The 14,527-nt window shown below is 72.1% G+C and carries 15 protein-coding genes; 12 read left to right on the forward strand and 3 right to left on the reverse strand.

Annotated features, from left to right (window positions below):
- Positions 1-52 precede the first annotated feature (52 nt).
- From cydC to galE, 4 genes are all read left to right on the forward strand, one after another.
- Positions 53-1,939, forward strand: a complete 1,887-nt coding sequence (gene cydC / locus AC3WRT_RS20045) for a thiol reductant ABC exporter subunit CydC (protein ID WP_492725104.1) — start codon at positions 53-55, stop codon at positions 1,937-1,939.
- Between the two features lie 11 nt (positions 1,940-1,950).
- Entirely contained in the window at positions 1,951-2,361 is a 411-nt protein-coding gene (locus AC3WRT_RS20050; RefSeq protein ID WP_492725080.1) for a BlaI/MecI/CopY family transcriptional regulator, read from the forward strand.
- A 38-nt stretch (positions 2,362-2,399) separates the two neighbouring features.
- Entirely contained in the window at positions 2,400-3,296 is an 897-nt protein-coding gene (locus AC3WRT_RS20055) for a M56 family metallopeptidase (RefSeq protein WP_492725082.1), read from the forward strand.
- A 76-nt stretch (positions 3,297-3,372) separates the two neighbouring features.
- Positions 3,373-4,389, forward strand: coding sequence for a UDP-glucose 4-epimerase GalE (gene galE / locus AC3WRT_RS20060; RefSeq protein ID WP_492725084.1), 1,017 nt, complete (start codon positions 3,373-3,375; stop codon positions 4,387-4,389).
- Positions 4,390-4,427: 38 nt separating this feature from the next.
- Here the strand turns inward: galE and AC3WRT_RS20065 are convergent, their stop codons facing one another.
- Together AC3WRT_RS20065 and AC3WRT_RS20070 are read right to left on the reverse strand one after the other, a co-directional pair.
- Positions 4,428-5,777 carry an MFS transporter gene (locus AC3WRT_RS20065; protein WP_492725086.1) on the reverse strand — a complete coding sequence of 450 codons (1,350 nt, stop codon included), beginning with the start codon at positions 5,775-5,777 and terminating at the stop codon, positions 4,428-4,430.
- 9 nt (positions 5,778-5,786) lie between these two features.
- Positions 5,787-6,254 (reverse strand): Cif family virulence factor, encoded by a 468-nt coding sequence (locus AC3WRT_RS20070; RefSeq protein WP_492725088.1) that lies wholly within the window; start codon positions 6,252-6,254, stop codon positions 5,787-5,789.
- 107 nt (positions 6,255-6,361) lie between these two features.
- Here AC3WRT_RS20070 and AC3WRT_RS20075 point away from each other — a divergent pair, with 107 nt between their 5' ends.
- From AC3WRT_RS20075 to AC3WRT_RS20110, 8 genes are all read left to right on the forward strand, one after another.
- Complete coding sequence (locus tag AC3WRT_RS20075) at positions 6,362-6,955, forward strand: low molecular weight protein-tyrosine-phosphatase (protein ID WP_492725089.1); 594 nt, start codon at positions 6,362-6,364, stop codon at positions 6,953-6,955.
- Between the two features lie 4 nt (positions 6,956-6,959).
- A complete protein-coding gene (locus AC3WRT_RS20080) occupies positions 6,960-7,751 on the forward strand; it encodes a VOC family protein (protein WP_492725091.1) in 792 nt (263 codons plus the stop codon).
- A 49-nt stretch (positions 7,752-7,800) separates the two neighbouring features.
- Positions 7,801-8,622, forward strand: coding sequence for a VOC family protein (locus AC3WRT_RS20085; RefSeq protein WP_492725093.1), 822 nt, complete (start codon positions 7,801-7,803; stop codon positions 8,620-8,622).
- 159 nt (positions 8,623-8,781) lie between these two features.
- On the forward strand, positions 8,782-10,194 hold the full coding sequence (purB, locus tag AC3WRT_RS20090; protein WP_492725095.1) for an adenylosuccinate lyase: 1,413 nt from the start codon (positions 8,782-8,784) through the stop codon (positions 10,192-10,194).
- 69 nt (positions 10,195-10,263) lie between these two features.
- Positions 10,264-10,671, forward strand: a complete 408-nt coding sequence (locus AC3WRT_RS20095) for an MmcQ/YjbR family DNA-binding protein (RefSeq protein WP_492725096.1) — start codon at positions 10,264-10,266, stop codon at positions 10,669-10,671.
- A gap of 51 nt (positions 10,672-10,722) precedes the next feature.
- Positions 10,723-11,004: a metal-sensitive transcriptional regulator gene (locus tag AC3WRT_RS20100; RefSeq protein WP_492725098.1), complete on the forward strand. Its 282-nt coding sequence runs from the start codon at positions 10,723-10,725 to the stop codon at positions 11,002-11,004.
- Between the two features lie 43 nt (positions 11,005-11,047).
- On the forward strand, positions 11,048-11,269 hold the full coding sequence (locus AC3WRT_RS20105; protein ID WP_492725099.1) for a heavy-metal-associated domain-containing protein: 222 nt from the start codon (positions 11,048-11,050) through the stop codon (positions 11,267-11,269).
- Positions 11,266-13,662, forward strand: coding sequence for a heavy metal translocating P-type ATPase (locus tag AC3WRT_RS20110; RefSeq protein WP_492725100.1), 2,397 nt, complete (start codon positions 11,266-11,268; stop codon positions 13,660-13,662). Before AC3WRT_RS20105 ends, AC3WRT_RS20110 begins: the two co-directional genes overlap by 4 nt.
- A 134-nt stretch (positions 13,663-13,796) precedes the next feature.
- On the opposite strand, the gene AC3WRT_RS20115 is transcribed toward AC3WRT_RS20110, so the two are convergent.
- Positions 13,797-14,432 carry a VOC family protein gene (locus AC3WRT_RS20115; protein ID WP_492725102.1) on the reverse strand — a complete coding sequence of 212 codons (636 nt, stop codon included), beginning with the start codon at positions 14,430-14,432 and terminating at the stop codon, positions 13,797-13,799.
- Between the last annotated feature and the right edge of the window lie 95 nt (positions 14,433-14,527).

Here is a 14,527-nt window from a genome sequence, read left to right on the forward strand (position 1 = left end):
CGTCACCTCCCCCGACTCCGGCCTCGACTCCCGCCCCGACTCCCGGTTCGAGGTGGTCCCGGACCCGACGTCGCTGCCGGCATCACCTCGAACGAAGCGCGCCCGAGGAGCGGAGGCTTCGCGGCGTCGGGTCTGGTGGCCCTCCGCCGGTACCGTCCGCGGCGGCCTGCTCGGCGGCATCGCGACGGCAGCCGGCATGGCCCTGACCGCTGCGTCTGGCTGGCTCATCGTCCGCGCTGCCGAGCGCCCCATCATCCTCACCCTGCTCACCGTGATCGTGGCGGTCCGCACGTTCGGCATCGCGCGGCCGGTCTTCCGCTACTGGGAGCGCCTCACCAGCCATGACGCGGCCCTCGCGATGCTCGCCGAGCGCCGGACCTCCGCCTACGCGGCGCTGATCCCCCTCACCCCGGCGCGTCTCGGCAGACGCCGCCGCTCCGACGTGCTCACCGGCGTCGTCGACGACCTCACCGACGTCGTCGACGCCCAGGTGCGCGTCACCGTCCCGGTCATCTCCACCGGGGTCGCCGGAGGCCTCGCCATCGCCCTGACGCTGGCCTACGCCCTTCCCGTCGGCCTGGTCATGCTCGGGCTCGGAGTCGTGGTGTGCCTGGTCAGCACCCTCGCCGTGCGCCTCGAGTCCCGCTCGCTGCCGGAGCTGCTCGCCGCCCGAGCCGAGGTGACCCGCGTCAGCGAGCTCATGGCGAGCCAGGCATCCCAGCTGAGGGCGGTCGGCGGCTGGGCCCTGGCGCTCCGCTGGCTCGACGAGGCGCACCGGTCCCTCGACCGCGTCACTCGTCGCATCAGCGCCGGTCGTGCCGCCGCCGCCTCGCTCTTCCTCGTCGCCGTCGGCGCGGCGGTCGCAGTGACCGCCGTCATCGCCCAAGACCTCCCGGTGTCGACACCCGTCAAGGCGCTGCTCGTCCTGACCCCGGTTGCGGTGTCCGAGGCGATCACTCCCCTCGTCGACGCCATGCGCGCGCTGGCCCGGGCCCGGGGCAGCGAGCACCGGATCGACGCCCTGCTCGACCTCACGCCGGCCGTTGCCGACGCCCCGAGCCGCACGGCCCGGGCCACCAGCCCCGCGGCCCACGATCCCGGCGCCGCCGCCGACGGCACGCCGGGCTCACGAGGCGAGCACGCGGCATACGCCAGCAGTGACATCGCGACGCGTGGCCTGACCGCCTCGTGGACGGGCGAGCGCACCGACCTCGACGCCATCGACCTCGACGTTCCCGCCGGCAGCCGCATCGCGGTGACCGGCCACAACGGCAGCGGGAAGTCGACGCTGCTCGCGGTGCTGGCGCGGCACCTCGACCCGTCCGGCGGCAGCTACCGACTCGGGCGCGCCGATGTGCTGCAGCAGCCGCTCGAGCAGACCCGAAGCCGCATCGCCATGGTCGACGACGAGACGCACGTCTTTTCCACGACGCTGCGCAACAACCTCACGTTGGCCCGCCCGGAAGCCGACGACGCTGCGGTCACGCGAGCCCTCCATGCAGCCGGTCTCACCCCACTGCTCGACAGCCTTCCCGACAGGCTCGACACGACGCTCGGGTCCAACGGTCGCGGTCTGTCAGGCGGCGAGCGGGCCCGTCTCGGCATCGCCCGCGCCCACGTCAGCGGCCGCCCGGTCCTCCTCCTCGACGAGCCGGTGGCGCACCTCGACCCGCCGACCGCCCGAGCCGTCGTCGAGGACCTGACGCGGCTGGGCCGTGCCCCGGCTGGCCAAGCCGGCGCCGCATGGGGTACGACACAGGCGACGGGCACGGACGAGCCCGCCCAGACGATCATCATGGTGACCCACCGCGACGACGGGGCCGAGCTGTTCGACCGGGTCGTCGAGGTGCCGCGCCGCAGATCAGGGACGATGTCAGCAGCCACCGCGGACGCCCACCCGGACGACCGCACGCACGAAGCCGACTCTCCTCGTCGGTAGATTGGAACGCCATGCCCAACACCCCCCGCAACCGTCTCGGCGACCTGGAGCGCGCCGTCATGGAGCAGCTCTGGGCCACGGCCGAGGCCCACCCCGAGGGCCGCACCGTTCGTGAGGTCCACGACGCGATCGGCGTCGAGCGCGGGCTCGCGTACACGACCCTCATGACGGTCCTCGACCGGATGGCCAAGAAGGACCTCGTGCGCCGTGAGCGCGATGGACGTGCCTGGCGCTACACCGCCGCCTCCACGCGCGCCGAGCTGACCTCCGAGACGCTGCACCACACCCTCGGCGAGCTGGCCGGAGACACCCGCCGCACCGCACTGCTGCACTTCCTCGACGAGTCGACGCCCGAGGAGCTCGATGAGCTCAAGGCCGCGCTGGCCGAGCTCGAGGCCCGCCGCACCGACCTCGCCGGCTGATGCGTCCCTCCCCGGCCGAGCCGGGCGCCAGCTGACCCGTGCTCCTCGTCGTGGCCCTCGTCGTCCTCGCGGTCCTGCTCGCGTGGCCGGTGCCGCGCGCCCTGTCCCGAGCGACGTCGCTGCGGCGGGCCCCGCGCGCGGCCCTCGTGCTCTGGCAGTCGACCGCCGTGGCGGCCGTGCTCTCCGCACTGCTGGCAGCTCCGGCCGCCATCCCGACGATGGTCGGGCAGAAGCTGCGCCTGTCGGAGCACTGGGTCGTCCTCGCCGTGGCGGCCGCTCTCAGCGCGGTCGTGGCCGTGCGGCTGCTGATGTCGGCCGACCGCGTCGGGCGCAACCTCCGCGCCGCCCGCCGCCGCCACCGCGACCTCGTCGACCTGCTCGGCGTCCCCGGCGTGGGAGCCGACCGCGACATGCGGGTGCTCGAGCACACCACGCCGACGGCGTACTGCGTCCCGGGCGTCCGCCGCCGTGTCGTGCTGACTCAAGGCACCCTCGACCGCCTCGGCCCCGACGAGCTGTCGGCGGTGCTGGCCCACGAGCGCGCCCATCTGGCGGCCCGCCACGACCTCGTCATGGAGTTCTTCACCGTGGTGCACGAGGCGATGCCCGGGTTCCTGCGCTGCGACGCTGCCCTGCGCGAGGTGCACCTGCTCATCGAGGTGCTGGCCGACCGGGCTGCCGTCCGGCGCGCTGGCCCGGTCAGCACCGGCCGGGCCATCGTCGCGATGGCCGGTGGCCCCAGTCCGGCCGGCGCCCTGGCGATGGCGGACAGCGCCCGCGTCGCGACCGCTCGCATCGGACTGCTCGATCCGGATCACATTGCGGGTGTGCCGATCCCGGCCGTCGCCGCGATGATGTATGCCGTGTCGGCCCTCCTCGTCGTGACTCCCCTCGCGCTCTACACCGCCGCGATGGCCGGGCTGACGCTCGCCTGAGCCGCTGGCTCCCGCGCGCCCGCCAGGCGTCTGGGCCACCCGCGAGCGGGTGCCGCGCGTCGGTAGGGTGGCTGGCATGCGCGTACTCGTCAGTGGCGGAGCCGGATACATCGGCTCGCACACCGTGGTCCAGCTCGTCGCGGCTGGGCACGAGGTGCTCATCGTCGACAACTTCGGCAACAGCAAGCCCACGGTGGTCAACCGTCTCGAGGCGCTGACCGGCAGGCACCTCGACGTGCACTCGTTCGACCTGCGCGACCACGACAAGACCGAGCACCTCTTCGCCAGCGAGAAGATCGACGCTGTCATCCACTTCGCCGGGCTCAAGGCCGTCGGCGAGAGCGTCGAGCTGCCGCTCGAGTACTACGAGAACAACCTCGTCTCCACCTTCTCGCTCGTGCGGGCGATGCGCCGGCACGGCGTGTCGAAGCTCGTCTTCAGCAGCTCGGCCACGGTCTACGGCCACAACACACCGCCGCTCACCGAGGACATGCCGACCTCGGCGACCAACCCGTACGGCTGGACCAAGGTGATGATCGAGCAGATCCTGCGCGACGTCGCCGCGGCCGACCCGTCGCTGCGGATCGCACTGCTGCGCTACTTCAACCCGGTCGGCGCCCACGCAAGCGGCACCATCGGCGAGGACCCGCAGGGCATCCCCAACAACCTGATGCCGTTCATCGCGCAGGTCGCCGTCGGCCGCCGCGACAAGCTGCTCGTCTTCGGCGACGACTACCCCACGCCCGACGGCACTCCGCTGCGCGACTACATCCACGTCGAGGACCTCGCCGCCGGTCACCTCGCAGCCCTGGACCGCCTCGGCAAGGTCGACGACCCGGTGTCGACCTGGAACCTCGGCACCGGCCACGGCACGAGCGTGCTCGAGGTGCTGCACGCGTTCGAGCGCGCCATCGGGCGCGAGCTGCCCTACGAGGTCGTGGCCCGCCGGCCGGGTGACGCGCCCGAGTCGTTCGCCGACCCGTCGCGCGCCAACGCCGAGCTGGGCTGGAGGGCGGAGCGCACGATCGAGGACATGTGCGTCGACCAGTGGCGCTGGCAGAGCGCCAACCCCAACGGCTACCCCGACGCCTGACCCGAGGGAAACTGCCCACTCGACGGTGGAGGGTGGGGTCAGGGGCGAGGGTCGAGGGCGTCGTAGTCGCGGAACGAGGTCACCCGCGCGACGGTGACGATGACCAGGACGACGACGAGAGCGCCGCCGACGACGGGGGGCACCCACGTGGCGGTCAGGGTGGCCACCGTGCCGGCGAACATCTGTCCCAGCCGCGGCCCGCCGGTCACGACAACCGTGAACACGCCCTGGGTGCGGCCGCGCAGGTGGTCCGGAACCGCTGCCTGCAGGATCGACTGGCGGAAGATCGAGCTGATGTTGTCGGAGCCGCCCGCCACGGCGAGGCAGAGGGCCGACAGCCCCAGCGCCCACCGGTCGACCTGGCCGAAGTCCATGGACTCGACGGCGTGCCCGCCCAGCTCGGTGGCAGCCAGCACCACACCGAAGCCGAAGATGGCGAGGCCGTAGGAGACGATCGCGTTGCGGATGGCACGACCTTGCCAGCGCAGGCCGGTCACGCGGCCGGAGACGATGCTGGAGAGGATGCCGCCCACCGCGAACGACGCGAGCAGGATGCCGGCCGTGATCGAGCCGCCGCCGATGACGGTCGCCCCCACGGCGGGGAAGAGCACCATCGGCTGGCCGAAGGTCATGGCGATGATGTCGACGACGAAGCTCATCCGCACGTTGGGGGCGCGCCGGAGGTGCGCCAGGCCGTCGACGACGGAGCGGAAGCCCCCGGTGGCGGGACGCTCACCCTCGGGGCGGATGCGAGGCAGCGTCCAGAGTCCGAAGAAGCCGGCGAAGAAGAGCACGACGTCGACGGTGTAGGTCCAGGCGTACCCCGCGCGCGCGACGAGCACGCCGGCGATGCCCGGGCCGACCGTCACCATGACACCGGCCGAGATGCCGAGCAGGGCCGCCGCCTTGGGCAGCTGCTCCTTGGGCAGCAGCCGCGGCGTGATCGCCTGTCGTGTGGCCGAGGCGATGGTCGCCGCGACCGCGTTGACGGTGGTGATGACATAGAAGACCCAGACGGAGGCGGCGCCCGCCCACGTGATCGCGGCGAGCACCACGGTCGAGGACCAGGCGACGGTCGACGCCGACATCGCGACGGTGCGCCGGTCGAACCGGTCGGCGATGGCGCCGCCGTAGAGGCCGGCAACGATCATCGGCAGCAGCGAGAACCACGCCACGAGCGAGACCATGAACGTCGAGTGCGTCAGGTCGTAGATGTGCAGTCCGACGGCCGTGTTGGTGACGAACGTGCCGATGCCGGCGAGAGTGTTGCCGGCCCAGAGCCGCGCGAAGGCGGGGCTCACCCGCAGCGGCGTCAGGTCGATGAGGTGGGAGCGACGGGCTGCCTCGACGGGTGCGGACGCCGGCGGGCCTGGAGGTACGTCGGTCACGGAGCGAAACTACGCCACGGCGAGCTCGCCGACCGGGGCGGGCAGGCAGGCCTCGACCTCACGCAGCCGTGAGCCGTCACGCACCCACACCCAGCAGCCGTCGGCAGCGCGCCGCGCGACCTGGGTGCGCACCGTGCCGTCAGCCGTGGTGGCCGTCGTCATCGCGAGGTCGCCCGTGACGACCGCCCGCGCCGTCACCGCGGCCCAATCGGCAGGGCCGTCGACCTCGCCAGCAGCACCGGACCGCCCCGGCCCGAGGGCACCGGCAGCGAGCGCAGCGGCGAACGCCTCACGGATGGCTGCCGGGCCCGCCGCCTCGCGTCCACGGGGGAGGCTCACGACGGCGTCAGCGGCATACAACCCGACAATGCCCTCGAGATCGCCCTCCGCGACAAAGGCGGCAAAGCGGGACTCGAGGTCTTCCGGAGCTCTCGCCCCGAAAGGAGTCGGGTGCTCGGGGTGCACGGTCGTCGTCATGGCGCGTACGCTGCCACCGTCCACCGACAACGCCTCCACGACAACGATGTCGAGCAGTGAGGTCGCTTCGGGGCTCGACGGGGGATCAGGGGTGTTCAATGGGCATCATGTCGTCTCGCCCACTCCGCATCACGTTCGTGTGCAGCGGCAACATCTGCAGGTCACCCATGGGTCACGTGATCCTGCAGCAGCTCGTGGAGGATGCCGGCCTGACCGGCCAGGTGACCGTCACCTCGAGCGGGACGGGTGACTGGCACGTCGGTGAGCACGCCGACCCGCGCACCGTCGCCATCCTCGCGGAGCACGGCTACGACGGGTCGCGCCACCGCGCCCGCGAGTTCGACCCTGCGGAGTTCGACGAGGTGGACCTCGTCCTCGCCTCCGACGAGGGGCACGTGCGCACCCTGCAGCGCCTCGCCCGGACGGCGCACAACCGTGCCAAGATCCGCCTCGTGCGCGAGTTCGACCCGGAGGCCGTCGCCGCGGGCACGCTGGAGACGGGCGACCCCTGGTACGGCGGCGACGAGCACTTCGCCCGGTGCTTCGCTGAGGTGGAGGCCGCGTGCCACGGCATCCTGCACCACGTCAGGGGTGAGCTCGACGGCCGGCCGGCCAGCGCTCGCAACGGCGTCCGCAACGGCCAGCTCGCCGGTCACGTGCACGACGAGCGGCACGACGAGCTGGGCCCCGGGCGATCCTGACTCGATGGGAGACCTGTTCCTCACTGTGCCCGACTACCCCTATGGCTCCCCGTGCTGGGTCGACCTGCTCGTCGCCGACGTCCCGCGCGCCAAGGCCTTCTACAGCGAGCTGTTCGGCTGGGAGTGGCTGAGCGGCGACCCAGCCACCGGCGGCTACACCATGGCGCTGCGCGACGGACATCCCGTCGCCGGCATCAGCCGCAAGCCCGACGCGGCGCCGATTCCGAGCCAGTGGACGACCTACCTGCGCGTCGGTGACATCGAGGTCGCCGCCCGGGCCATCACCGCCTACGGCGGACGCACCCTCGGCCGCCCCGTCTCCCTCGGCGCCCTGTCGCGCACCCTCATCGCGATCGACCCGGGTGGCTGCTACTTCGGCGTCTGGGAGCCCGGCGACCTGCCGGGCAGCGGGGTCCTCGACGAGCCGGGGTCGCTGACGTGGAACGAGCTGCTGACCCGCGACTACGACCGCGTGCAGGGCTTCAACCTCGCTGTCTTCGGCCACGAGTTCACCGACGAGACAGAAGCCGGCGGCCCGCGCTGGGCCACGGCCCACACCGGAGACGGCAACCCGGCCTACGGCCTCGCCGAGATCGACGACGGGTGGCCGGGTGAGATCCCCTCGCACTGGGTGGCCTCCTTCGCGACGCACGACGTCGAGCCCGGCATCGCCCGAGCCCTGGGCCTCGGCGCCACCCTCCTGCAGGGCCCCGTCGACGGCCCCTACGGGGTCGGCGCCGTGCTGGGCGGCCCGGAGGGAGAAGTCTTCTCGCTCCTCGTGCCCGACCTCAACTGACCCGAGACCGACCCCAGCCCGACGCCCACAACGACCCACAGGAGGACCCGTGCCCGTCCATGAGGAGGGCTTCGCGCCCGGAACGCCGTGCTGGGCCGACGTCACGGTCGGGGACCTCGACCAGGCGCGAACCTTCTACGGCAGCCTCTTCGGCTGGACGTTCGAGGACCTGCCGCCCGAGGCCGGCGGCTATGTCATGGCCCGCAAGGACGGCCATGTGGTCGCCGGCGCCATTGCCCGCAACCCCGACGACCCCGGCCAGGTCAACGCCTGGACCCTCTACCTCGCGACCGACGACGTCGACGAGACCGCCGCCCGTGCCGAGACGGCCGGTGGCATCTTCTTCCTCCAGCCGATGGATGTGCTCCAGGTCGGCCGGATCGCCGTCGGCGCCGACCCCGCGGGCGCGGCCTACGGCCTCTGGCAGGCCAAGGAGCACACGGGCACCGACCTCGTGGACGAGCCCGGCGCCCTCTGCTGGGCCGAGGCGATGAGCCGCGACTACGAGGTGAGCAAGGCCTTCTACTCCGAGGTCTTCGGCTACGGGCTTCGCGAGATCGGCGAGGGTGGCTTCCACTACTCCGTCGTCACGCTCGACGGCGAGAAGCCCGTCGCCGGCATCGGAGCCGTGCCCGTGGAGGCGCCCGCCGACGTGCCGTCGCACTGGATGGTCTACTTCGCGGTCGCCGACTGCGACGCGGCCGCCGCGCAGGTCGTGGCCTTGGGCGGCTCTGTGCGCCAACCCCCCTCGGAGACCCCGTTCGGACGGCTGGCCCTCGTCGCCGGGGCCCAGGGCGAGACGTTCTCCATCATGCAGCTCCCGTCGGCTCCGCGGGCTGACGAGGACGGGGCCGACGCGCTGCGTCAGTGACCCACTTCGCGGGTCACTGACGCAGGAGCCCCTTCCGTATGCCGTATGCCGTATGCCGTATGCCGCGTGCCCGGGCCCGCGTGCCCGGGACCGCGTGGGGCCGCCGGGCCCGGCCGGACGGCATACGAAGCACTCGTCGTGCTCTGGGAGGATGTCGCCATGGCTTCGCTTGCTGACGCAACCCCGCCCATCGCCCTCGGGGCGCTCGACGGTCGCTACCGCGGCGCGGTCGCACCGCTCGTCGACCACCTCTCCGAGGCGGCGCTCAACCGGCAGCGCGTGCACGTCGAGATCGAGTGGCTGGTGCACCAGACGAGCCACGGTGTCGTGCCGGGCGTGCGCCGGCTGAGCGACGACGAGATCGCCGCGCTGCGTGCGGTGGTCGACGACTTCGGCGCCGTCGAGGTCGCCGAGCTCGGCGAGATCGAGCGGGTCACGGTGCACGACGTCAAGGCCGTCGAGTACTTCCTCAAGAAGCGCCTCACCGCGATCGCCCCGGACGACGAGGACAAGGGGCTCGGGGAGCTCATCCACTTCGGCTGCACGAGCGAGGACATCAACAACCTCTCCTACGCCCTCATGGTCAAGGGCGCGGTCGAGCAGGTGTGGCTGCCCAAGACGCGAGCACTCGTCGCGCAGGTCTCCGACATGGCCCGCGAGCTCAAGGACGTGCCGCTGCTCGCGCACACGCACGGCCAGCCGGCCACGCCGACGACGATGGGCAAGGAGCTCGCCGTCCTCGCACACCGCCTCGGCCGCCAGCTCCGGCGCATCGAGAAGCAGGAGTACCTCGGCAAGTTCAACGGCGCGACCGGCACCTTCGGCGCCCACGCGCTGGCGCTGCCCGACGTCGACTGGCCCGCCGTGTCGCGGGCCTTCGTCGAAGGCCTCGGCCTGACGTGGAACCCGCTCACGACGCAGATCGAGAGCCACGACTGGCAGGCCGAGCTCTACGCCGACGTCGCGCGCTTCAACCGCATCCTGCACAACCTCTGCACCGACATGTGGACCTACATCTCGCTGGGCTACTTCGCGCAGGTGCGAGGTCAGGGGACCGTCGGGTCGAGCACGATGCCCCACAAGGTGAACCCGATCCGCTTCGAGAACGCCGAGGCCAACCTCGAGGTGAGCAACGCCCTGCTCGACGTCCTCGGCGGCACGCTCGTGCAGAGCCGGCTCCAGCGGGACCTCACCGACAGCTCCATGCAGCGCAACATCGGCACGGCCTTCGGACACTCGATCCTCGCCCTCGACAACGTCGCCCGCGGCCTGGCCGGCCTGGACGCCGTCCCGGAGCGGATGGCCGCCGACCTCGAGGCAAACTGGGAGGTTCTCGGCGAGCCCATCCAGTCGGCGATGAGAGCCCTTGGCGCACAAGGGGTCCCGGGCATGGAGGAGCCCTACGAGCGCCTCAAGGAGCTGACGCGCGGCCGCCGGATCGACGGGGACGACCTGCGCGAGTTCGTCCGGGGGCTCGGACTGCCCGACGAGGTGGAGGCCCGGTTCGTGGCGCTGACGCCGCAGACCTACACCGCCCTCGCGAGCCGGCTCGTCGACGACTACCTGGCCTGACGGCATACGACCGCGGCTGCGCTCCGCACCCTGGCCGGTATGCCGGGTGGCGGGCTAACGTGCCGGAGCATGGCCCGCTCGCGCACCGCCACGCTCCCTGACCTCGACGAGGCGGCCATGACGCTGCCCGAGGTGACCCGCGACCCGCCCTCGGGCGGGCGACCCACGTTCGCGGTGCGCGGCCGGACGTTCGCCTTTGCGCGTGGCCCGCGGAAGGACGCCGTGGACCCAGGGACGGGAGAGCCCTACGACGACGTGCTCGTCTTCTCCTGCACGGCCGAGGACAAGGAGTCGATGGTCTCGGACCCGGACTCGCCATGGTTCACGACTCCGCACTGGAACGGCTACAACGCCGTACTGCTGCTCGAGCGCGACCTCGGCCGGCTCACCGTGGAGGAGATCCGGGAGGTCGTGACCGACGCGTGGCTGGCCAAGGCGCCGAAGCGGCTGGCGAAGGAGCTGCTCGGCGGGTCCTGACGGCAGGAATACCCTCTGGGGGTATGTTGTTGTCGAGGCCGAGGAGGTGCCATGGCTGGATACACCGGCAGCAAGGACGACTACCTGAAGCGCCTGCGCCGCATCGAGGGACAGGTGCGCGGCGTGCAGAAGATGGTCGACAGCGACACGTACTGCATCGACATCCTCACCCAGGTCAGCGCCATCACCAAGGCACTGCAGGCGGTGAGCCTCGGGCTGCTCGAGGACCACGTCGCGCACTGCGTCGTCGACGCCGCCCGCGAGTCCGACGCGGCCGCCGCCGAGAAGGTGCGCGAGGCATCCGAGGCCATCGCCCGTCTCGTGCGCAGCTGACCACCCGACCCACCCACCGACCACCTGCCCCAGGAGGCACCCGATGACCGAGACCACCCAGACCGAGATCACCGTGGCCGGCATGACGTGTGGCCACTGCAGCGCCGCGGTCAGCGGAGAGCTGTCGTCGCTGCCCGGCGTCGTCGCCGTCGCCGTCGACCTGCACCCGGGCGAGGACTCGGGCGTGACCATCACCAGCGAGGCCCCCCTCGACCCGGCTGCCGTCGCGGAGGCCGTGGCCGAGGCGGGCTACGACCTCCGATGACCGAGGGCGCAGCGGTGACCACGACCGAGCGGAACCACGACGAGGTCCGCCTCGCGATCACGGGCATGACCTGCGCCTCGTGCTCGGCCCGGATCGAGCGCAAGCTGTCCAAGGTCGCCGGCGTCGAGGTCGCGACCGTCAACCTCGCCACCGAGAAGGCCCTCGTCTCCTTCTCGGCGCCCGTCACCGTCGAGCAGATCGTCGCCGAGGTGAAGAAGACCGGCTACGGCGCCACCGTCATCGACGGCTCGCGCCCGGCCCCCTCCGGCCAGGGTGCGTATGCCGTGTCGTCCCCCGGTGCGCCCGCCGACACCGCTGACACCGCGGACGGCGAGGGTGGCGAAGGCGGGCGCCGCGAGGCCGGCAAGCCGCTGGCCGGAGCGCTGCTGGAGAAGCTGCGGTCGCACGAGCTGGCGCGGCGCAAGGCCCGCAACGCCGGCGCGGACGCGGGGGACCGCGCCGGGAACGACCGCGACCACACGCCGGCCCAGGACGTCCTCAAGCACCGGCTCGTCGTCGCGATCGCCCTGACGTTCCCTGTGCTGCTGCTCGCCATGGTGCTGCCCGCCTTCGCGGCGAGCCCGTGGCTGCAGCTCGTCCTGGCAACTCCCGTCGTCTTCTGGTGCGCCTGGCCCTTCCACCGGGCTGCCGCCGTCAACGCCCGCCACCTCGCCTCGACGATGGACACCCTCGTCTCGCTCGGCGTGCTCGCCGCGTGGGGCTACTCCGTCGTCACCCTGCTGCAGGGGGGCATGCACCTCTACTTCGAGGTGGCTTCGGTCGTCACGACGTTCCTGCTCGTCGGGCGCTTCCTCGAGGCCCGCGCGAAGGACTCCGGCCGGGACGCCCTGCGCTCGCTGCTCGACCTCGGCGCCAAAGACGTGTCGGTGCTGCGCATCGACCCGACGTCCCGGGTCACCAGCGAGATCCGCATCCCGATCGACCAGCTCGTCGCCGGCGACCAGTTCATCGTGCGTCCGGGCGAGAAGGTCGCCACCGACGGCGTCGTGCGCGACGGCTCGAGCGCGGTCGATGCCAGCCTCCTCACCGGCGAGTCGACGCCGGTCGACGTCTCGCCGGGCGACGACGTCACGGGTGGCTCGGTCAACACGACCGGACGCCTCGTCGTGGAGGCGCGCCGGGTCGGCGCCGACACGATGCTCGCCGGCATCCAGCGGCTCGTCGAGACCGCGCAGACCGGCAAGGCCGACGTGCAGCGCCTCGCCGACCGGGTCTCGGCCGTCTTCGTGCCCGTCGTCCTCGTCGTCGCGCTCGTCACCCTCGTCGCCTGGCTCGCGACGGGCCACGATCTCGGGACCTCCCTCGCCGTCGCGGTGACGGTCCTCATCATCGCGTGCCCCTGCGCGCTCGGGCTGGCGACGCCGACGGCCCTGCTCGTCGGCACCGGCCGCGGTGCCCAGCTCGGCACCCTCATCAAGGGACCACAGGTGCTCGAGGACACGCGCCGCGTCGACACCGTCGTGCTCGACAAGACCGGCACGGTCACCACGGGCCAGCTGCGTCTGCGGAGCATCACCGTGCGTGGCCCCCTGTCGAAGAAGGCCGCCCTGACCGCGGCCGCCGCCGTGGAGCAGGGCAGCGAGCACCCCATCGCCCGCGCGGTCGTCGACGGCGCCCGGCTCGCCCGCCTCGACCTGCCTCGCATCCGCGACTTCCAGGCCAACCCGGGCGAGGGCGCCACCGCCCGCATCAAGGACACCGAGGTCACGGTCGGCAAGGCGGCGCTCTTCGAGAGCGTCGACCCCGACCTGCTCGAGCACGCCCGCACCCACGCCGGCACCACGGTCTTCGTCGGGTGGGACGGGGACGCGCAGGCGGCCCTCACGGTCGAGGACACCGTGCGCGACTCGTCCAAGGCCGCCATCGCCCGTCTCCGGGCGCTCGGCCTGACGCCGTACCTCCTGACCGGTGACAGCGCCGTCAACGCGCGCAGCGTGGCCGAGCAGGTGGGCATCGACGCGTCCAACGTCCGCGCCGAGGTGCTGCCCGCCGAGAAGCACGCGGTCGTCACCGACCTGCAGAGCTCGGGCCGGGTCGTCGCGATGGTCGGCGACGGGGTCAACGACGCCGCCGCCCTGGCCCAGGCCGACCTCGGCCTGGCGATGGGTTCGGGCACCGACGTCGCGATGGACTCCGCCGACATCGTCCTCGTGCGCCCTGACCTGGACGCCGTCGCCGACGCCATCGGCCTGTCCCGCGAGACGCTGCGCATCATCAAGCAGAACCTCGCCTGGGCGTTCGGTTACAACACGGCCGCCATCCCGCTCGCCGCCTTCGGCCTGCTCAACCCGATGATCGCCGGCGCGACGATGGCCTTGTCGTCAGTTCTCGTCGTCAGCAACTCGCTGCGCCTCAAGCGCTGGACCCGCTGACCCGCACCTCGCACAGGGCGCCCCTGCGAAGGGCAGGCGCCGGCGTCGGGAGAGCACACGGCATACGCCATCGGGGACGACGAACGGCGGCCACCCCTTCGGGTGACCGCCGTTCAGTTGCGAGTTGGAGCTGGTCAGATGGTGACCTTGCCGGACGGGGTGTCGAAGGTGACCGACAGCAGACCCGGGGTGCCGTGCGGTGCGACGAAGGTGAAGTCGATGCCGCCCTTGTCCAGGGTGTCCTGCGGACCGAGCCACTCGCGCACCCGCTTGGGGTCACCGGCGATCTGGAGGTGGTCGATCGAGACCGACGTGTCGGCGCCCGCGGACGGGTGCACGGTCATGTCGTCCCACTCGATGAAGTAGGGGACCTGCGGGTCGGCCATGAGGCCCTTGATGCCGAGCTGGCGCCACTTGAGCTCGGTGCCGTCGGGACGGTGCCGGTTGCCGGGCACCGACTGACGGCCCAGGCGCTGCTCGACGACGGAGATGTCGTCGACGCACACGACCCAGCCGAGCCAGCCACCGCCGGCCTCGGAGGCGGCGCGGACGGCCTGCCCGAAGGGCGCCTTGTCGGAGGCCGGGTGGTCCAGCACCTCGACGACCTCGAGGTAGTGGTCCTTGGCCAGGGGGAAGATCACGTTGCGCGTGCCGAACCGGGGATGCACCCCTCCGTCGACCGGCGCGACGCCGATGAGCTCGGACAGCCGGGCCGCCGTGGCCTTGAGGCCACCCGCCTCTGCTGCATAGGAGACATGGTCAACTCGCATACAGAACATCGTGACACACGCCAAGGGGTGCTCTTGACCACCCCTCCCCGAGCCCCCCAAAGCTCGTCCCGTCGCTTACCTGGATGAAACCTGAC

It is taken from the genome of Terrabacter sp. FW104-15G4B (assembly GCF_058790095.1).

Coding starts and splice junctions, on each gene's coding strand:
- AC3WRT_RS20095 (WP_492725096.1), top strand. CDS start 10,264: ATGGCCCGCTCGCGCACCGCCACGCTCCCTGACCTCGACGAGGCGGCC.
- AC3WRT_RS20105 (WP_492725099.1), top strand. CDS start 11,048: ATGACCGAGACCACCCAGACCGAGATCACCGTGGCCGGCATGACGTGT.
- AC3WRT_RS20070 (WP_492725088.1), bottom strand. CDS start 6,254: ATGACGACGACCGTGCACCCCGAGCACCCGACTCCTTTCGGGGCGAGA.
- AC3WRT_RS20115 (WP_492725102.1), bottom strand. CDS start 14,432: ATGCGAGTTGACCATGTCTCCTATGCAGCAGAGGCGGGTGGCCTCAAG.
- AC3WRT_RS20080 (WP_492725091.1), top strand. CDS start 6,960: ATGGGAGACCTGTTCCTCACTGTGCCCGACTACCCCTATGGCTCCCCG.
- AC3WRT_RS20110 (WP_492725100.1), top strand. CDS start 11,266: ATGACCGAGGGCGCAGCGGTGACCACGACCGAGCGGAACCACGACGAG.
- AC3WRT_RS20100 (WP_492725098.1), top strand. CDS start 10,723: ATGGCTGGATACACCGGCAGCAAGGACGACTACCTGAAGCGCCTGCGC.
- purB (WP_492725095.1), top strand. CDS start 8,782: ATGGCTTCGCTTGCTGACGCAACCCCGCCCATCGCCCTCGGGGCGCTC.
- galE (WP_492725084.1), top strand. CDS start 3,373: ATGCGCGTACTCGTCAGTGGCGGAGCCGGATACATCGGCTCGCACACC.
- AC3WRT_RS20050 (WP_492725080.1), top strand. CDS start 1,951: ATGCCCAACACCCCCCGCAACCGTCTCGGCGACCTGGAGCGCGCCGTC.
- AC3WRT_RS20075 (WP_492725089.1), top strand. CDS start 6,362: ATGTCGTCTCGCCCACTCCGCATCACGTTCGTGTGCAGCGGCAACATC.